19 protein-coding genes are annotated in these 18668 nt (G+C 63.3%); 9 read left to right on the forward strand and 10 right to left on the reverse strand.

All coding sequences use genetic code 11. The features are described 5' to 3' along the window. Nucleotides 1–23 precede the first annotated feature (23 nt). From AC0NIE_RS05150 to rpsP, 5 genes are all read left to right on the forward strand, one after another. Nucleotides 24–623, forward strand: coding sequence for a DUF1236 domain-containing protein (locus AC0NIE_RS05150; protein WP_123148752.1), 600 nt, complete (start codon nt 24–26; stop codon nt 621–623). Between the two features lie 203 nt (nt 624–826). Further along, on the forward strand, nt 827–1792 hold the full coding sequence (locus tag AC0NIE_RS05155; RefSeq protein WP_473485979.1) for a lysostaphin resistance A-like protein: 966 nt from the start codon (nt 827–829) through the stop codon (nt 1790–1792). A 359-nt stretch (nt 1793–2151) separates the two neighbouring features. Next, on the forward strand, nt 2152–3774 hold the full coding sequence (gene ffh, locus AC0NIE_RS05160) for a signal recognition particle protein (protein WP_473485978.1): 1623 nt from the start codon (nt 2152–2154) through the stop codon (nt 3772–3774). A 7-nt stretch (nt 3775–3781) separates the two neighbouring features. Then, on the forward strand, nt 3782–4108 hold the full coding sequence (locus AC0NIE_RS05165) for a chorismate mutase (protein ID WP_095495656.1): 327 nt from the start codon (nt 3782–3784) through the stop codon (nt 4106–4108). Nucleotides 4109–4218: 110 nt separating this feature from the next. Continuing rightward, nucleotides 4219–4620, forward strand: coding sequence for a 30S ribosomal protein S16 (rpsP, locus tag AC0NIE_RS05170; protein WP_473485977.1), 402 nt, complete (start codon nt 4219–4221; stop codon nt 4618–4620). Between the two features lie 84 nt (nt 4621–4704). Here the strand turns inward: rpsP and AC0NIE_RS05175 are convergent, their stop codons facing one another. From AC0NIE_RS05175 to AC0NIE_RS05185, 3 genes are all read right to left on the reverse strand, one after another. Next, nucleotides 4705–4968 (reverse strand): YMGG-like glycine zipper-containing protein, encoded by a 264-nt coding sequence (locus AC0NIE_RS05175; protein WP_473485976.1) that lies wholly within the window; start codon nt 4966–4968, stop codon nt 4705–4707. A 153-nt stretch (nt 4969–5121) separates the two neighbouring features. Beyond that, the gene (locus AC0NIE_RS05180; protein ID WP_123148756.1) at nt 5122–5532 is read right to left on the reverse strand and encodes a DoxX family protein; all 411 of its coding nucleotides are present in this window, start codon (nt 5530–5532) and stop codon (nt 5122–5124) included. Between the two features lie 124 nt (nt 5533–5656). Further along, nucleotides 5657–6562, reverse strand: coding sequence for a bestrophin family protein (locus AC0NIE_RS05185; RefSeq protein ID WP_473485975.1), 906 nt, complete (start codon nt 6560–6562; stop codon nt 5657–5659). 157 nt (nt 6563–6719) lie between these two features. On the opposite strand from AC0NIE_RS05185, the gene AC0NIE_RS05190 reads away from it, so the two are divergent. Next, on the forward strand, nt 6720–7127 hold the full coding sequence (locus AC0NIE_RS05190; protein WP_473485974.1) for an ACT domain-containing protein: 408 nt from the start codon (nt 6720–6722) through the stop codon (nt 7125–7127). 187 nt (nt 7128–7314) lie between these two features. On the opposite strand, the gene AC0NIE_RS05195 is transcribed toward AC0NIE_RS05190, so the two are convergent. Continuing rightward, a complete protein-coding gene (locus AC0NIE_RS05195) occupies nt 7315–8349 on the reverse strand; it encodes an aspartate-semialdehyde dehydrogenase (RefSeq protein ID WP_123148759.1) in 1035 nt (344 codons plus the stop codon). A gap of 435 nt (nt 8350–8784) precedes the next feature. Between AC0NIE_RS05195 and AC0NIE_RS05200 the strand changes: the two genes are divergently transcribed. Both AC0NIE_RS05200 and AC0NIE_RS05205 read left to right on the forward strand, forming a co-directional pair. Next, on the forward strand, nt 8785–10641 hold the full coding sequence (locus AC0NIE_RS05200; protein WP_473485973.1) for a DEAD/DEAH box helicase: 1857 nt from the start codon (nt 8785–8787) through the stop codon (nt 10639–10641). A gap of 200 nt (nt 10642–10841) precedes the next feature. Further along, a complete protein-coding gene (locus tag AC0NIE_RS05205) occupies nt 10842–11531 on the forward strand; it encodes a DUF805 domain-containing protein (protein WP_473485972.1) in 690 nt (229 codons plus the stop codon). Nucleotides 11532–11590: 59 nt separating this feature from the next. Here the strand turns inward: AC0NIE_RS05205 and leuB are convergent, their stop codons facing one another. The 3 genes from leuB to AC0NIE_RS05220 form a co-directional block, all read right to left on the reverse strand. Then, a complete protein-coding gene (gene leuB, locus AC0NIE_RS05210) occupies nt 11591–12694 on the reverse strand; it encodes a 3-isopropylmalate dehydrogenase (protein ID WP_473485971.1) in 1104 nt (367 codons plus the stop codon). Between the two features lie 232 nt (nt 12695–12926). Beyond that, nucleotides 12927–13310 carry a RidA family protein gene (locus tag AC0NIE_RS05215; protein ID WP_473485970.1) on the reverse strand — a complete coding sequence of 128 codons (384 nt, stop codon included), beginning with the start codon at nt 13308–13310 and terminating at the stop codon, nt 12927–12929. A gap of 713 nt (nt 13311–14023) precedes the next feature. Further along, nucleotides 14024–15247, reverse strand: coding sequence for an argininosuccinate synthase (locus tag AC0NIE_RS05220; RefSeq protein ID WP_473486017.1), 1224 nt, complete (start codon nt 15245–15247; stop codon nt 14024–14026). Nucleotides 15248–15527: 280 nt separating this feature from the next. On the opposite strand from AC0NIE_RS05220, the gene AC0NIE_RS05225 reads away from it, so the two are divergent. Then, the gene (locus AC0NIE_RS05225) at nt 15528–16169 is read left to right on the forward strand and encodes a LysE family translocator (protein WP_473485969.1); all 642 of its coding nucleotides are present in this window, start codon (nt 15528–15530) and stop codon (nt 16167–16169) included. On the opposite strand, the gene AC0NIE_RS05230 is transcribed toward AC0NIE_RS05225, so the two are convergent. The 3 genes from AC0NIE_RS05230 to AC0NIE_RS05240 all read right to left on the reverse strand — a co-directional run bounded on the left by AC0NIE_RS05230 (nt 16141) and on the right by AC0NIE_RS05240 (nt 18561). Continuing rightward, on the reverse strand, nt 16141–16626 hold the full coding sequence (locus tag AC0NIE_RS05230) for a hypothetical protein (RefSeq protein WP_473485968.1): 486 nt from the start codon (nt 16624–16626) through the stop codon (nt 16141–16143). The genes AC0NIE_RS05225 and AC0NIE_RS05230 overlap by 29 nt on opposite strands. Next, complete coding sequence (gene rlmN / locus AC0NIE_RS05235; RefSeq protein ID WP_473485967.1) at nt 16623–17858, reverse strand: dual-specificity RNA methyltransferase RlmN; 1236 nt, start codon at nt 17856–17858, stop codon at nt 16623–16625. The genes AC0NIE_RS05230 and rlmN overlap by 4 nt, the downstream gene beginning before the upstream one ends. Nucleotides 17859–18057: 199 nt before the next feature. Beyond that, nucleotides 18058–18561: an invasion associated locus B family protein gene (locus AC0NIE_RS05240; RefSeq protein ID WP_473485966.1), complete on the reverse strand. Its 504-nt coding sequence runs from the start codon at nt 18559–18561 to the stop codon at nt 18058–18060. Between the last annotated feature and the right edge of the window lie 107 nt (nt 18562–18668).

The following is an 18668-nucleotide window of genomic DNA, read 5'->3' on the forward strand; positions in this document are numbered from 1 at the left end:
GACCATCAACACGGAGCGAAACCATGAAGCGCATACTGTTTCCTGCTGTCGCCGGAGCGCTTGTCGCCATGTCGGGCACGGCCTTGGCCGATACCGCCGTCTCGGCTGTCGCCGATCTCAACATTCGCGCCGGCCCAGGCCCGCAATACCCGGTCATCGGCGTGCTCGCCGCCGGCCAGTCGGCAACGCTCGATGGCTGCATCCAAAACAGCAAATGGTGCACCATAGCCGAGGCCAATGGCCAGGGCTGGATCTATTCCGACTATGTGACGGCCGATTTCGGCGGCAACGAGGTCGTCCTGACCCGGCGCCCGGCCGACGCAGACATTACCATCGTCGAAGCGCCCGCCGACGTCGACGATCCCGACACCTATACCGGAGCGATCGTCGCTGGCGAGCCGATCGAGCCGATCAGGCGGCCGCCGGCCGAAATCCGCACCTATATCGAGACCAACCGGGTCGACCCGGTCTATCTCGAGGGCGAGGTGGTTACGGGCGCGACCTTGCCCGACACCGTCGAGTTGCGTGAGATTCCGGACTACGACTACCGCTATGTCTATGTGAACGGTCAGCCGGCACTGGTCGATCCCGGCACCCGACGCATCATGTACGTCGAGCGCTGACATCAGCGAGCAATCAGGCGGCCGCCCGGCAAGAGCCAACGTCGGCCGCCTCTGTCCGATATCGTTAACCTGAGCTTCGTGCTGGAGCGGCGTGCCCGCCGCTCCAGCCTTTTGTTCGAGCATCGGATTTTCCCAAAACCGGTTCCACTTTTGGGTCCGATGCTCTAGATCATGCGACCCGATGCATCAGGCAAGGAACCCGCGTGATATCAGACCCTGCCGCCTTCGAGCATTATCGGCGCTCTCCCAACGCCAAGACGACCCTGCCGCGGCTCCTGCTCGGAACGGCGATCGTCGTCCTGTTCTGGGTCGCGACAACCATCGCCGTGCTGTTCGGCGGCGCCTATCTTTTTGTTATCTGGCAGGCATCGTCTGGCACCCCGATGGAAGGAGGGGCGGTGCAGAATTTCTTGGCCTCGCCCGCCGGGATCCTCGCCGCGCTCGCCTCGTTCGCCGGAATCTGGCTCGGCCTGTGGGGTGCCATGCGCTGGGTCCATCGCGAACCGCTGATGGCGCTGATCGGCACCAGCCACCGCGTTTCGCGCTCGGGATTTCTTAGGGGATTGGCCGCGGTGCTGATCACATCGCTGCTCTCCGAAATCCTGCTCTATCTCTTGCAGCCCGACATTGCGCGCGGTGCGATCGGCCTGTCGTCCTGGCTGCTGTTCCTGATCCCGATCGCTGCGCTGGCCCTGCTGCAGACCTCGTCCGAAGAGGTGCTGTTTCGCGGCTATCTTCTCAGGGGCCTGGCCAACCGGTTTCAAAACCCCTTCATCTGGGCATTGCTGCCAGCGCTTCTGTTCACTTCGATGCATTGGAGCCCAAGCTCGACGGTCGCCATCAACGCTTGCGTGCTGGCCTCGATCGCTGCTTTTGCGCTGCTCCTGACGCTTATGGTCTATGCCACGGGCAACCTCGGCGCGGCCTTCGGCGCCCACCTCGGCAACAATCTGACCGGCTTCCTGCTGATTTCGCATCAGCGAAGCTACAATTCCTTCGCCCTGTTCAACGCCATGCCGCTCGAAGGCCCCGGCTGGACGACGCTTGATGCCGTCCTCATCGCGGCGATCGGCATCGTCTGCAGCCTGTTGACTGTTCTGCTGCTGCTGCATCCGCGCTCGCCGCTGAAGGTCGAGCCGGATAAGTCGGAGTCGGGAGAAAACGCCTGATGTCACTATGCGGGGAGATGTGCCCGGCAGGGCGATGAGGGGCAGCGCAAACCTGAAGCGATTGGCCATCGCTTTTTGTCCGCGCCTTGACTCCGCGGCCGATTTCCTGTCTACACGCCGCGAATTCCGCGACGAGTATCCCTCCGAGCAAGCCGACCGGGACGCCGAAGCCTCTTTGAGGTGACGTGCTGTAAATCGATCCTGGAGGCCAACATCCGGCAGCGCTGTGCGCCCCCGGGTGCTTTTTGGCTTTGGGCTTTTGCCCGGGCTGGCTTTGTTTGGGCTGGCTTTGAGTTGGATACTGGGCGCGAACGCATTACCTCTCGGATCGAACCCGAACCGAGATTGAAGGAAGACAGATGTTTGAATCCCTTCAGGAGCGCCTTGGCTCCATCCTGAACGGCCTTACCGGCCGCGGTGCCCTGTCCGAGGCCGATGTCTCGGCGGCGCTGCGCGAGGTGCGCCGTGCGCTGCTCGAGGCCGACGTGGCGCTGGAAGTGGTGCGTTCCTTCACCGACAAGGTGCGCGAGAAAGCCGTCGGCGCCGCCGTGCTGAAGTCGATCAAGCCCGGCCAGATGGTCGTAAAGATCGTCCATGACGAGCTAGTCGAGATGCTGGGCGCCGAGGGCGTCGCCATCGACCTCAATGCGCCGGCTCCGGTCGTCATCATGATGGTCGGCCTGCAGGGCTCCGGCAAGACGACGACATCGGCCAAGATCGCCAAGCGCCTCACCGAGCGTCAGAACAAGAAGGTCCTGATGGCCTCGCTCGACACGCGGCGCCCCGCCGCGCAGGAGCAGCTCCGTCAGCTCGGCGAGCAGGTCAAGGTCGCCACGCTGCCGATCGTCGAGGGCCAGACGCCGGTCGACATCGCCCGCCGCGCCGTGCAGGCGGCAAAGCTCGGCGGCCATGACGTGGTCATCCTCGACACCGCCGGCCGCACCCATATCGACGAGCCGCTGATGGTCGAGATGGCCGACATCAAGAAGGTGTCGTCGCCGCACGAAATCCTTTTGGTCGCCGATTCGCTGACCGGCCAGGACGCCGTCAATCTGGCGAAAAGCTTCGATGAGCGCGTCGGCATCACCGGCCTGGTGCTGACCCGCATGGACGGCGACGGCCGTGGTGGTGCAGCACTTTCCATGCGCGCCGTCACCGGCAAGCCGATCAAGCTGATCGGCACCGGCGAGAAAATGGACGGGCTGGAGGAATTCCATCCCAAGCGCATCGCCGACCGCATCCTTGGCATGGGCGACATCATCAGCCTGGTCGAAAAGGCTGCCGAAAACATCGACGCCGAGCAGGCGGCGGCGATGGCCAAGAAGATGCAGTCGGGCAAGTTCGACCTGAACGACCTTGCCGGCCAGCTTCAGCAGATGTCGAAGATGGGCGGCATGGGCGGCATCATGGGCATGATGCCGGGCATGGGCAAGATGAAGGACCAGATGGCTGCCGCCGGTCTCGACGACAAGATGTTCGGCCGCCAGCTCGCCATCATCTCGTCCATGACCAAGGCCGAGCGCGCCAACCCCGATATTCTGAAGCACTCGCGCAAGAAGCGCATCGCCGCCGGCTCCGGCACCGATGCGGCCGAGATCAACAAGCTCCTGAAGATGCATCGCGGCATGGCGGACATGATGAAGGCGATGGGCGGCAAGGGCAAAGGCGGTGGCCTGATGCGCGGCATGATGGGCGGCCTGGCCCAGAAGATGGGCCTCGGCGGCATGGGAGGCATGGGTGGCCCGGGCGGCATGATGGGCGGCGGCATGCCGGACCTGTCCAAGATGGACCCCAAGCAACTCGAAGCCTTGCAGAAGCAGGCGCAGGCAGCCGGTCTCGGCGGCATGAAGGGCCTGCCCGCTGGCCTTCCAGGTGGCGGTGGCCTGCCTGGGCTGCCCGGCGGCATGAAGCTTCCTGGTTTGCCGGGATCTGGCGGCGGTCTGCCAATGCTTGGCAAGAACGGCCCCGGCAAGAAGAAGTGAGGGCGCGATGAACGAAGAAAAGGACATGGCCGACGCACGTGCGGCGCTGGTCGACTACCGCGCCTCGATCGACAACATCGACGCAGCGCTCATCCACATGCTGGCCGAGCGTTTCCGCTGCACCAAGGCGGTCGGCGAACTGAAGGCGTCGCATGGCCTGCCACCGGCCGATCCGGCACGCGAGCAGCAGCAGATCGCCCGCCTTCGCCAACTGGCGAAGGACGCCCATCTCGACCCGGATTTCGCGGAGAAATTCCTGAACTTCGTCGTCCGTGAAGTGATCCGGCATCATGAGCATATCGCCGCATCCAACGGCGTAACGAAAACCGGCTGAGGACCAGTGCATGTCGCCCAAAAGTGCGCAGCGGTTTTGGGACAACGACATGCATAAAGACAACAGTCATAACCCCGATCAACGAAAATCAGAATTTTAGGAGAAAGAACATGCCACTGAAAATCCGACTGTCCCGTGCGGGCTCGAAGAAGCGTCCCTATTACCACGTCGTCGTCGCCGACGCCCGTTCGCCGCGCGACGGCCGTTTCATCGAGTCGCTCGGCTCGTGGAACCCACTGCTGCCCAAGGACGGCGAGCGGGTCAAGGTCGACGCCGACCGCGTCAAGCATTGGCTTTCGCACGGCGCCCAGCCGACCGACCGCGTGCTGCGCTTCCTCGATGAGGCCGGCATCGCCAAGCGTGAGACCCGCTCCAACCCGAAGAAGGCCGAGCCCGGCAAGAAGGCGCAGGAACGCGCCGCACTTCTGAGGAAGGCGCAGGACGATGCAGCCGCCGCTGTTGCCGCCGCGGCCGCCGCGCCGGCCGAGGCGGAAGCCGCGACCGCCGAATAGTCGACCTTTATCGGTCATGAAGACGGCGGGCCATTGCCCGCCGTTGTCTTTTCAGGGCATGCCCGTGAGGGAGGCCGCGCCTGTTCAATAGCCCTGCGGGCAACGGGCGATGTATACGCGGCCATAGCGATCCCGGTAGCGGCAGCGGCCGGGTTCGGTAGCACGACCGATCAGTGCGCCGGCGAGGGCGCCGACAGCACCACCGACCACCGCACCTTCAACTGCGTCATCGGCCACTGCAGCACCGACCGCCGCGCCACCCAGGCCACCGACCGCAGCGCCCTGTTCTGTCCGGGAACAGGCTGCGAGCGAGGTTGCCAGTACCATCAGGATTACCAGTTTCTTCATCGTCGTTCCTCTCAACCGGGGGTTTCCGTCCTCGCCGCCACATCTTCTAACTCGCAACCGGGCGATTTGATCCAAAGACAAAGAAGAAGGGCGGCGGCAGACGGCGCCTTCTCTGGCGGCGTGACCGCCATCGAACGGCTTTTGAAGTCGCCGCTATCGATTGAACTGGATCAGCGATCGCATCCTGGGGTTGCGCAGGAAAAGGCCACCCCACAAGATGAAGCCGAGATAGACGCCGAACAGTGTGTGCGAAAACAGCGGGCTGCCGATACGTATGTGCGTCGCGATGGCGCCACCGAGGTAGGCGGTGAGCAGGATGGCGCCAAGCACCGAGGTGCGCGGCACCGCATAGAGCGCGGTCGAGACCAGTCCGATGATGCCGAGCATGCGCGAGACATTGGGATCGGCCGGCCAGCCGAGCTGCACCATGGTCTGGGTGACGACATCGAGCGGCGGCAGCTTGATAACGCCGTCGAAGATCATGAACAGCACGATGAGGGCGCTGAGCCCTCGGCCGGTCCACAGCGCGCCCGGCGTGACGGATGCTGTTTGAGACATGGTCATTGGTCCTCCGGTTGTTTCGAGCCCTCTTGGCGAGGGTCGAACCAAGGACGCGGCGTGAGGCGGCGATCCGACACGTCTACGATCTTTTGAGCGCACGGCGCTGCCATGCGCGTGGGAACAAACCCTAGGAAAAATAGTATTTGTCGGCGGGGATCATTTTTGGCGGCGCCTCGCCGAGCGCCTCGAACACCGAGATTTCACAGACGCGGCACAGGCCGTCGAGGGCGAGGTCGTTGGCCTCGGTGCCGAACGGGTCCTCAAGTTCCTCCGAGAGCGCGTCGAGGCCGAAGAAGGTGTAGGCAATCAGCGCCGTGAAAAGCGGCGTCGCCCAGCCGGCAGTCGAGGCGAGCCCAAACGGCAGCAGCAGGCAGAAGATATAGGCGGTGCGCTGCAGGAGCAGCGTGTAGGCAAACGGAAGCGGTGTTCCCATAATGCGCTCGCAGCCGGCCTGCGCTGCGGCGATTTCAGCCAGGCGCTCGTCGAGGATGCGGTAGCCCATGACGTCGATCGCCCCGGCCCTGTATAGTGCGGCGGCTCGCTCGCCCATCCGCCGCACCATGGCGTCGGGCGCGTTGGCCGCCTTGGCGGCACTTTCGGCTTCGTCGCCGATGAACGCGCGTGCGTCCGACGTTGCGTCCACCCGCCGAAGCAGGCCGCGCAGGAAGTGGCAGAAGGCGATCGCCTCCATCAGCAGGCCGCGCAGTTCCGCCCGGTTTTCGATCAGCCCGGTGCTGGCGCGCGCCAGATTACGAATGTCGAAGACAAGCTGGCCCCACAGCTTGCGCGCTTCCCACCAGCGGTCATAGGCGGCATTGTTGCGGAAACCGAGATAGATCGACAGCGCCACACCGAGCAAGGCGAACGGCGCGGGGCCGGCATTGCCGAAGTCGAGCTTCAGTGCCCTGACCGCCAGCACCACCAGCGCGCCATAGACGCCGAAGCCGAAGATCTGCGGCAGGATGCGCGGCACCACCGAGCCGCGCATGATGAAGAACAGATGCAAGAATCCCGGGCGCGGGCGAACGATCATCGAAACCCCTTTCACGGACCGGCAATGATCCTGATCGGTTCCATTGTGTGACGCAACACACGCATAAGCCCAGCCGGCAGCGACATGGCGATGTCGTCTTGCCGGCCTGGGGCCGAGCACGTTATCGAAAATCCGCAAGACATTCGGGAGCAAATCGATGGCCGGCGAGACCGATCTGAAGAAACTGCTGGCAACGATGACGCCGGAATTGCGTCCCGGCATCCACGTCTTCGCCACATTGCCGCGCGATGCGCCCGTACCGGACGCCTTTGAGCCAGTGATGCTGTTTCGCGAGCGCGAGGGGACGACGGTGATCGCGCTAGAGGAGGAAGCCGAGGCCGCTGGCCTGGAGATCGTGTTTCGCTGCCGCATGGTGACGCTGAACATCCATTCGTCGCTGGAGGCGGTAGGCTTCCTCGCCGCCATCACCACGCGTCTTGCCGCCGCCGGCATGGGCGTCAATCCGGTCTCGGCTTTCTACCACGACCATCTGTTCGTCCCGGCCGACCGGGCGGAGGAGGCGGTCGCGATACTGACGAAGCTGGCGGAAGAGAATCGTGGGTGAGGCGGGCGCCTTGTGTCTGGAAATGTGGGCGCTGCCCTTCATCCCCCTGCCGGGACCTTCTCCCCGTAAAACGGGGAGAAGGGGCTAACCGGCCGAAGGCCGAGCCCGCGACTGCGGGCCGCCGGTTGTTCGGCGCCCCCCGCGGAGTGCCCGCCGCGGCAGCGGCGATACGGCCCGTGAGCGAAAACTATGCCGCCTTCTTCTTCGGCTGGATCAGCCCGCGCTCGATCAGCAATTCGGCGATCTGCACGGCGTTGAGTGCCGCGCCTTTGCGCAGATTGTCGGAGACGATCCACATCGACAGGCCATTGTCGATGGTCGAATCCTCGCGGATGCGCGAGATGAAGGTGGCGTCCTCGCCGGCCGAGTCCAGCGGCGTGATGTAGCCGCCGTCCTCGCGCTTGTCGAGAACCTGGCAGCCCGGCGCTTCGCGCAGGATCTCACGTGCTTCCTCGGCGGTGATCGGCTTTTCGAACTCGATGTTGACCGCTTCCGAATGGCCGATGAACACCGGCACGCGCACGCAGGTCGCCGTCAGCTTGATCTTGGGGTCGAGCATCTTCTTGGTCTCGGCGACCATCTTCCACTCTTCCTTGGTGAAGCCGTCGTCGAGAAAGACGTCGATATGCGGGATGACGTTGAAGGCGATGCGCTTGGTGAACTTCTTGACGTCGACCTGGTCGGCGACGAAAACGGCGCGGGTCTGCGTGAACAACTCGTCCATGCCTTCCTTGCCGGCGCCGGAGACCGATTGATACGTGGCGACGACGACGCGCTTGATGGTGGCGAAGTCATGCAGCGGCTTCAGCGCCACGACCAGCTGCGCCGTCGAGCAGTTCGGATTGGCGATGATGTTCTTGCGCGTGAACAGCGAAATCGCGTCCGGGTTCACTTCCGGCACGATCAGCGGCACGTCCTGGTCGTAGCGGAAAGCCGACGAATTATCGATGACGACGCAGCCCTGCTTGCCGATCTTCGGCGACCATTCCTTAGAGACGTTGCCGCCGGCCGACATGATGCAGATGTCGGTGTCGGAAAAATCATATTGGTCGAGCGCCTTGACCTTCAGCGTGCGGTCGCCGAACGACACTTCCGTGCCCTGGCTGCGCCGCGAGGCCAGCGCCACCACCTCGCTCACCGGAAAGCCGCGCTCTTCCAGTATGTTGAGCATTTCCCGGCCCACATTGCCCGTGGCGCCGACGATTGCAACCTTGAAACTCATCGAAATCTCCTGTCCTCTCCGCTCGGTTTTTGGAGAAAACCCGCCGGCCGAAGCGGGTTTCAACCCCCGGGCCGGACCCGGGAGAGGGTGGTTAGGCCAAGGGAATCAGACCGTTTTAGTGGTCGTTTTAGCCGTGGTTTTGCTGGAACGAGGAGACGCGCCGACACGCCCGGCCCAATGGTTCGCATTGCGGCCGGGGAAGTCGAATGCAAGAAGCGCCATCAAAAGGCCGCGCATCGAAACTATCCCGTTCGGTGCCGGCTTTTACGCGGTTTGCGCAAAGAGTCAATCGCGACCCGGCGAGGCGGCTTGCCCTGTACAATGACGGCGGCGCGAAGTACGAACGATTGGATCGTTTGGCTCGTGGCGCTCGAGCGTTTGCCGACGGATGACCCATTGCCGGGCATAAAAGAATCCGAATTCCGAAAGAAGCATATGTCCAATTTCGAAGCACTTGTCCCCGCGCTGGCAAAGGCGCTGGAAAAACGCGGCTATGTCGAGCTGACACCGGTGCAGAAGGCGGTTCTCGAGCTCGGGCAGGCCGATGCGCTGGTTTCGGCGCAGACCGGCTCCGGCAAGACCGTCGCCTTCGGGCTCGCCCTGGCGCCGACCCTTCTCGATGGCGCCGAGCGCTTTTCCCACGCCGCCGCACCACTGGCGCTGGCCGTCGCGCCGACGCGCGAGCTCGCTTTGCAGGTAACGCGCGAGCTCGAATGGCTCTATGAACTGACCGGCGCAGCGATAGCGTCCTGCGTCGGCGGCATGGACATGCGCACCGAGCGACGCACGCTGGAACGCGGCGCCCACATCGTCGTCGGCACGCCTGGCCGGCTACGCGACCACATCACCCGCAGCTCGCTCGACATATCTGATCTGAAGGCGGTCGTCCTCGACGAGGCCGACGAGATGCTCGATCTCGGCTTTCGCGAGGATCTGGAATTCATCCTCGACGCTGCCCCTGCCGAGCGTCGCACGCTGATGTTTTCGGCCACCGTGCCGCGCTCCATCGCCACGCTGGCCAAAGGCTATCAGCGCGATGCGGTGCGCATCTCGGCCGCCGGTGAGGAAAAGCAGCATCTCGACATCGAATACCGGGCGCTGAGCGTGGCCCAAGCCGACCGGGAAAACGCCATCATCAACGTGCTGCGCTATTACGAGGCGAAGAACGCACTGGTGTTCTGCAACACGCGCGCCGCCGTCAATCACCTGACCGCGCGCTTCAACAACCGCAACTTTTCCGTGGTGGCGCTTTCGGGCGAGCTGAGCCAGAACGAGCGCAGCCACGCGCTGCAGGCGATGCGCGACGGCCGCGCAAAAGTCTGCATCGCCACCGACGTGGCGGCGCGCGGCATCGATCTGCCCAATCTCGAACTGGTGATCCACGCCGACCTGCCGACCAATCCGGAGACACTTCTGCACCGAAGCGGGCGGACCGGACGGGCGGGACGCAAAGGCGTCAGCGCGCTGATCGTGCCCAACAATGCCCGCAGGCGCACCGAACGGCTGCTGCAAAGTGCCGGTCTTGCGGCGACATGGGCAAGCCCGCCTTCGGCCGACGACGTGCTGCGCCGCGACGACGAGCGCATCCTCGCCGACCCGGTCTTCAGCGAGCCTGTGACGGATGATGAGCGCGGCTTCGTCAGCACGCTTCTCGACCAACGTGGCGCCGAACTGGTGGCGGCGGCCTTTGTGCGGATGTGCCGCTCCAGCCGCTCGGCGCCCGAGGATCTCCTTGACGTCGCACCGTTCACGCCGTCAGGCGACAGGCCCTCTGGCGATCGATCCGCCCGTCGCGACGAGGCGCCAAGCCGCCGCGACGATTTCGGCGACAGCGTCTGGTTCTCGCTGTCGGTGGGGCGCCGGCAGAATGCCGAGCCGCGCTGGCTGATCCCGATGCTGTGCCGGACCGGCGGCATCAGCAAGCGCGAGATCGGCGCCATCAAGATGCAGCCGGAGGAAACCTTCGTGCAGATCGCGGCGGATTGGGCCGACCGGTTTCTCCAGGCGATCGGCCCCGACCGCAAGCTGCAGAACAACATCGCGGTGAAGCGGCTGGACGGCACGCCCGACCTGTCGCGGGCCGGCTATCAGGAGCCACGGCCGGACAAGAAGCCACACCGTGGCAAGCGGACATTCGACCAGAACGCGCCCAAATTCGAGAAGCGCGCACCGTCAGCCGATCAGCGCCCTGCCGCGTTCGAGGCAAAGCCCTGGGCCGGGAAGGCGGGCAAACCGAAATTCGACAAGGCCGGACCCGCCAAGAACAAGAAATCGAAGAAGCGGCCGGCCTGAATTATGCGATCTTGACAGGTGGCCAAAGAACGCCGCGGAAAACGAAAGCTGTAGCAAGGTCCTGCACGTCGCTTCGCTCCTGCCGCCCCGGGGATGACGAAGGCATGGTGGCGCGACATGCCCACAGCTCCATTTCGCACGCACCCCTTGCGGTCTGCCGCAACTTTGAACAGTCTGGCCAGCGGGACGAGGGGCAGGACATGCGCGGCGAAGTGCTTCACTATGACGAGGACCACGGCTTCGGTTTCATCACCGGAGCCGACGGCAACCGCTACACGTTCGCGCGCGAGGATCTGCGCCGAGAGGCGACGATAGGCAGGGGCACAGCCATCGAGTTCCAGCCGGCTGGCGGACGGGCACGCGACGTTTTTTCGGTCCGCGCCCAAACCGCCAGTCCGACGGACGCATCCGTCGCCCCGTCTCAGGCCGGCAATGCGCCCGGGGCGCCGCAACATTTCGGCCGGTCCGCTGAAAGTCGTCCCGCCGCGGCTACCGGATTGTGGGATTATTTCTGGCGGGGCCTGACTGAAAATTACTTCAACTTCGCCGGTCGTGCCCGCCGCAAGGAATATTGGGGCTTTTGCCTGTTCTGGACGATCGCGCTGATTGTGGTCTTAGGCATTGGCCTCTTCATCGACGACGCCATGGGCAATATTGACGAATTGCCGGCAGTGACGGTCGGTCTTTGCGGTACGTTTGTGCTGGCGACGATCCCGCCATGGATCGGACTGAACGTGCGTCGCTTGCACGACATCGGCCTGACCGGCTGGCTTTTTCTGGCGGTGCTCATCCCAACCATCGGCTGGCTGATCATCCTGGTCTTCGCGCTGATCCCAACGCAGGCCCGTGAAAACCAGTGGGGTCCAGTGCGGGCGGGCGTCAGGGCCTAGCTGCTCGACACAGTGATTTTGAGGGGCTGGAAGGCGGGCGGACTTCGACCGCCACAGGCTCAGCCCAGGAACTTGGCAATGATCGCGTCGCCCATCTGAGTGGTGCCGACCTCGGTCATGCCCTCGGAAAGAATATCCCTTGTGCGCAAGCCCTGGTCGAGCACGGCGGCGATGGCGCTTTCCAGACGGTCGGCCTCGGCCACCATGCCGAAGGAATAGCGCATGCACATGGCGAAGGAGGCGATCATGGCGATCGGGTTGGCGATGCCCTTGCCTGATATGTCGGGCGCGGAGCCATGCACCGGCTCGTAGAGCGCCTTGCGCTTTTTCGTCTTGGCATCCGGCGCGCCGAGCGACGCCGACGGCAGCATGCCGATCGAGCCGGTCAGCATGGCGGCGATGTCGGACAGCATGTCGCCGAACAGATTGTCGGTGACGATGACATCGAACTGCTTGGGCCAGCGCACCAGCTGCATGCCGCCGGCATCGGCCAGCATGTGGTCGAGCTTGACGTCGGCATATCTGGCCTTGTGAGTCTGCGTGACGACCTCGTTCCACAACACGCCTGATTTCATCACATTGCGCTTTTCCATCGAGGTGACGTGGTTCTTGCGGGTGCGCGCCAATTCGAACGCAACTCCCGAAATGCGCTCGATCTCGAACGTGTCGTAGACCTGCGTGTCGATGCCGCGTTTTTGGCCATTGCCGAGATCGATGATCTGCTTCGGCTCGCCGAAATATACGCCGCCGGTGAGTTCGCGCACGATCAGAATGTCGAGTCCTTCGACCACCTCTTGCTTGAGCGAGGACGACGCCGCCAGCGCCGGATAGCAGATGGCCGGCCTGAGATTGGCGAACAGCTCCATGTCCTTGCGCAGCCGCAGCAGTCCGGCTTCCGGGCGCACTTCATAAGGCACCGCATCCCATTTCGGCCCGCCGACGGCGCCGAACAGCACCGCGTCGGCAGCCATCGCCTTGGCCATATCGGCATCGGAAATCGCCGCGCCATGCGCGTCATAGGCGCAGCCGCCGACCAGCCCCTCATCGGTGACGAAACCACTGCCGAGCTTGTCGTTCATGGCGGCGATCAGCTTCTTCACCTCGGCCATCGCCTCGGGGCCGATGCCGTCGCCGGCGAGCAGGAGAAGATTTTTCGAAGCCATTAGAACCGTCCTAACTGTGGCGCATGACCCCGAAATCGGCATCGATTTCGGAAAGATCATGCGCAGAACCAAAATTCTACAGGGTCGTTTGCGTCCAAAAGGACGCGCGGCGCTGTAGAGCCGCGGCCTTGCTAAACGCCAAGCGGGCTATGCGCAAGCGTTTGGTTCAGAGCATCTTTGGCGATGCTTGACGCCCGCCGACGTCGCGCAAGCTTCTGCACCGCCGCCGCGCTCAGGCCGTGCGCTTGAGTGCCGTCACTTCGATCTCGACCTTCATTTCCGGCTTATTGAGCTGGCAGACGATCATCGTCGCCGCTGGCCTGATGTCGCCAAAGGCCTCGCCGAGGATCGGAAAGACGATATCCACGAAAGCCGCGTCGGTGATGTAAAAATGCGCCCGCACCACATCGGCCATCTCGAAGCCGCCATCCTGCAACGCCTTGGCGATCGTCGCCAGGCAATTGCGCGTCTGCCCCTCGACCGTCTCCGGCATCGACATGGTCGCATAGTCGTAGCCAGTCGTTCCGGAAACGAAACACCAGTCGCCTTGTACCACGGCGCGCGAATATCCGGCGGCCTTCTCGAACGGCGAGCCGGTGGAGATCAGTTTTCGCATGGTTCCCTCGCATATTCCTTAGGCAATATTGAGCTGAAGAAGTGCCTTCCGGCCATGGGCCAGGCGGGACAAATCGACAGTGCAAAACCGTGATAGGCAGGCATGTCGGCCCTGCGTTCGATCGCAGCGAGGTCGAGCGAGGCGGCTCGAACTACTCAAGGCCCCACCAGCGGAACAGGCATCGGCCAACGCAGTGGTCTCCGTCCCGGAAGCCGAGCGGCAGCGAACGTCGATTGTTTTCAGCGGCGATTTCATGGCAGGGCGCAAGGACATTCGAGATTGGCCGAAACATCCTCCACTTCGTCATCCTAGGGCGAAGCAAGGAGCGAAGCGACGCGGCGCAGACCCTTGGATCCATGCCGTTACCTCGCGGCAGTGCTCCTGCGGAACCGAACGCTACCACCCCGTTCCGCGAAAAAGCTCGACCCATTCTGGATTGGTCTTCTCGATCAGTTCGATCTTCCATTGGCGCAGTGGTGGATACAAGCGCCGTTCTGAGCCGCAGCATTCTACGGCTGAAGTCACGGAATGGATCCCAGGGTCTGCGCTCCGCTTCGCGTCGCTCCGCCCTAGGATGACGAAGGCGTGGTGGCCTGTGGCTAATCGCCAACGTTGGAGATTGGCGGCTGGGGGCAGGCCGGTCACCAATGACTGCCTACCGTCCCCTGGAGGCTCAGTCAAAAGAGCCAAATCCCTCCGTGCAGAGAAACTGGCTAGCTTTTTCGACTACGCGCCGCCAGTGTCCGCAGCCTCAGCGCATTGAGGCGGATGAAGCCTTCGGCGTCCTTCTGGTCGTAGGCGCCACGGTCGTCCTCGAAGGTGACCAGCGCGTCGGAATAGAGCGTCTTTTTCGACTTGCGGCCGGTGACGATAACGTTGCCCTTGTAGAGCTTCAGCCGCACCGTGCCTTCGACATCTTCCTGGCTCTTGTCGATCATCGCCTGCAGCATCAGGCGCTCGGGCGCGAACCAGAAGCCGTTGTAGATCAGCTCGGCGTAGCGCGGCATGAACTCGTCCTTGAGGTGAGCGGCGCCACGGTCCAAGGTGATCGATTCGATCGCCCGGTGGGCTGATATCAGGATGGTGCCGCCGGGGGTCTCGTAGACGCCGCGCGATTTCATCCCGACGAAACGGTTCTCGACAAGGTCGAGCCGGCCGATGCCGTTGTCGCGGCCGAGATCGTTGAGCGCGGCCAGCATCGTCGCCGGCGCCAGTTTTTTGCCGTCGAGCGCGATCGGATCGCCCTTCAGGAATTCGATTTCGATCTCGGTGACCTTGTCCGGCGCATCCATCGGCGAGATGGTGCGCTGATGGACGAATTCCGGCGGCTCGCTCCACGGGTCTTCCAGCACTTTGCCCTCGGAAGACGAATGCAGCAGGTTGGCGTCGACCGAAAACGGCGCGTCGCCCCTCTTGTCCTTCGGCACCGGGATCTGGTGCTGCTCGGCGAAGTTGATCAGGTCGGTGCGCGACTTGAACGACCAGTCGCGCCATGGCGCGATGACCTTGATGTCGGGGTTGAGCGCATAGGCCGAGAGCTCGAAGCGGACCTGGTCGTTGCCCTTGCCGGTGGCGCCGTGCGCAACCGCGTCGGCGCCGGTTTCTTTTGCGATCTCGACCAGGTGCTTCGAGATCAGCGGCCGGGCGATCGAGGTGCCAAGCAAATACGTGCCTTCATAGACAGCATTGGCGCGGAACATCGGGAAGACGAAGTCGGAGACGAATTCCTCACGGACATCAACGATGCGGATGTCCTTGATGCCCATCATCTCGGCCTTGCGCCGCGCCGGCTCCAACTCGCCGCCCTGGCCGAGATCGGCGGTGAAGGTGATGACTTCGGCGCCAAGCTCGGTCTGCAGCCATTTCAGGATGATGGAAGTGTCGAGGCCGCCGGAATAGGCGAGCACGACCTTCTTGACGGCTTTTGCTTTTGACAGGCTGGGGGACATATTGGCGGTTCCGCGACAAGGGTTCTCGCCGGGCGAGGTATCACGGGCTTTCCGGGCTGCGCAAGAGACGAACGGTGTTCAGGCCGTCGGTGAAGCTGCCGATCTCCGCGCAAGCGGGGAGATCGGATGTCGCTGCGGCCTTCGCCAACTACCAACGGCGCCGACATCGACCTTTCGACCCGGCTGGACCAGACGCTTTGCTAGCGAGAAGCTGGCGCCGGCTTGGCGCCTGCGATATAGGCTCCACCTGTTTATCCAGGGCCCGCCCATGTCCTTCATTCCCGACACCACGACGCTGATCCAGTTCGCCATTGCCACCGTGATCCTGGCGATCACACCCGGGCCTGACATGACACTGTTCGTGTCGCGCACGCTGAGCCATGGCCGCGCCACCGGCTTTGCCTCGATGGCCGGTGCACTGTGCGGCACACTGATCCACACCACGCTGGTCGTGGTCGGCATCTCGGCGCTGATCGTCGCCTCGCCGATGTCCTTCCTGGCCCTGAAGATCTTCGGCGCCGGCTATCTCGTTTTCCTGGCCTGGCAGGCGATCACCAAGGGGTCGGCCTTTTCACCCGAGAAGAAGAGCGGGCCGGAGATTTCGCTGTTCCGCGCTTGGGCGGCAGGGCTCGGTGTCAATCTGCTCAACCCGAAGATCATCCTGTTCTTCATGACCTTCCTGCCGCAATTTGTCTCGGCGCATGATCCGAACGCGCCTGGAAAGCTGTTCTTCCTCGGCGCGATGTTCGTCATTTTGTCGATCCCGGTAACAGCGCCAATGGTCTTTGCAGCAGAAAAATTCTCCGCGGCGATGAAGACCAGCCCGCGGGTGACGCGCGTCGTCGATTATCTGTTCGCCGGGGTGTTTTCGGCCTTCGCGCTTAAGATCCTGACCGCCCAGGCGAAGTAGGCGCGGACCTTCCGGCTTGACGCCAGCTTCCGGCCGAGCGCCCGGCGCTTAGCCAGTAGAAAATGCCGCCGACCATGCCGCAGCCGATCACGGCAGCGACGACGCGCGGATCGGTGATCTCGAAATTGGCATCGGCGGTCTGGTAGGCGAAGCCGAGGAAGACCGCCGCGACCACCGCGCCCGCCAGCGCATAGAACAGCCAGTCGCGCCGTCCGAGGATTTCCGAGACGAGAATGGCGATGGCTGCCGGCATGAAGGCGAAATAGGCGACGAACAGGGCAACGAAGGGGATAGAAAAATACAGCGAAGCCGTCGCCGTGGGGTGCGCGTGCTCCGGCGTATAGCCCAGCGACGCCAGAAACATGATATTGAGGAAGGCGCTGGCGGCCAGCGCGGCGACGACATAGCCGATCAGGATGACGGCGAAGCGGACGAGATAGGCAATGAGACGGGTCACGCCTCGCCGTGCCCCGCGATCATCATCGCTTCCAGCGCCAGCCGGTCGACCTTGCGCATGCGCTCGGACTCCGACTTGAGCTGGCCGCAGGCGGCGAGAATATCGCGGCCGCGCGGCGTGCGGATCGGCGAGGCATAGCCGGCATTGTTGATGTAGTCGGCGAATTTCTCGATCGTCTCCCAGTCAGAGCACTGGTAGTTGGTGCCCGGCCACGGGTTGAACGGGATCAGATTGATCTTGGCCGGAATGCCCTTGAGCAGCTTGATAAGCCCCTTGGCGTCCTCGATCGAATCGTTGACGTCCTTCAGCATCACATATTCGAAGGTGATGCGCCGGGCATTCGACAGGCCGGGATAGGCGCGGCAGGCGGCGATCAGCTCTTTCAACGGATATTTCTTGTTGATCGGCACCAAAAGGTCGCGCAAATCGTCATTGGTGGCGTGCAGCGAGATCGCCAGCATGACGCCGATCTCCTCGCCAGTGCGGAAGATTTCCGGCACGACGCCGGAGGTCGACAGCGTGATGCGTCTTTTCGACAGGGAAAGCCCGTCGCCGTCGGACGCGATCAGCAGCGCCTTCTTCACCGCCTCGAAATTGTAGAGCGGCTCGCCCATGCCCATCATGACGACGTTGGACACTTTCCGGCCCTCGGCCGGCACGATGGCGCCATCGGGCGTGTCGCGGTCGGGGAAATCGCCGAGCCGGTCGCGGGCGGTCAAAAGCTGGGCGAGGATTTCTTCTGATGTCAGGTTGCGCACCAGCTTCTGCGTGCCGGTGTGACAGAAGGAGCAGCTCAGCGTGCAGCCGACCTGCGACGAGATGCAGAGCGTGCCGCGGCCTTCTTCGGGAATGTAGACGGTCTCGATCTCGACCGGCCGGCCGGCGCCGCGCGGCGGAAAACGAAACAGCCATTTGCGCGTGCCGTCAGAGGAAATCTGCTCCTCGACGATCTCGGGTCTGGCGACGGTGAAATGCTTGTCGAGCTCGGCGCGCAAATCCTTGGAGATGTTGAACATGCCGGCAAAGTCGGAGACGCCGCGCACATACATCCAGTGCCAGAGCTGCTGGGCGCGCATCTTGGCCTGGCGCTCCGGCACGATGCCTGATGCAACCAGGGCAGCGCCAAGCTCGGCCCGGGTCAGGCCGATCAGCGACGGTTTTTCGGCCGGCGTGGCGCGGGCGCGCAACGCGTCACGGGCGCCTTCGGCGGTGAGGTCGAATGAAAGGGTCATTGTTGCGCCAATATAAGCGATTTGCGGCCGATTACAGCATCGTGCTGGAAATGAAGCGCGGCGCATAGCACAGGTTGACGGCGGAGTCATGGGTGGCGGCGGTGCAAGGCTCGCCGCAATGTGCCGGCCAGCGGCGTTTTAAAAAGCAAAAAGCCGGGCTTGCGGCCCGGCCCTTACTCAAACTCCGCTTCGCCTATGGCTATTTGCACTTGGCGATGGACGACAGCGCCGCCGAAATGCCTTTCAGCGAAAAGACATAGGTGGTGGTGTTGCCGCGGCCGGACTTGGCCTGCACCTTCATGTCGCTGCCGGTTTTCATCGCGGCGATCAGCACCGGCTCCTCGGCGGCGTTCTCGACCCAGGCCGACTTGCCGCGGGTGAACATCGAAAAGCTCTTGCCGTCGATGGTGATGGTGGCCTTGGAGTTTTCCTGGAAATTGTAGCCGGCGATGAATTGCGGCTCGTAGGACACCTGCTGTCCCGGCCGCTGGCTGACGAAGAAGAACATGTCGCCATGGTCAAGCGTCGGGGGCTGCTTGTCGGTCGGCACGGTCAACACATAGCAAACCTTGCCGCCCGACGCCTGGTAGCTGTAGGTGCCCCAGGCATTGTGCTGGCCGATCTTGGTCGCCGACTGCGCCAGAGCCGGCGCTGTCATGGCCACCAGTGCCAGGCTCGAAATTGTAGCAATCAATCCGCGCATCGCTTTTCCCATATATGGTGCGGAGGCAGGCCGGCTCGGCGTCCTGCCCGTCGCTTCATTTTGATTTAATCTGGGTTACCAAACGGTGAATTTCCCTTGGGAAAAGG

It is taken from the genome of Mesorhizobium sp. WSM4842, assembly GCF_055901575.1.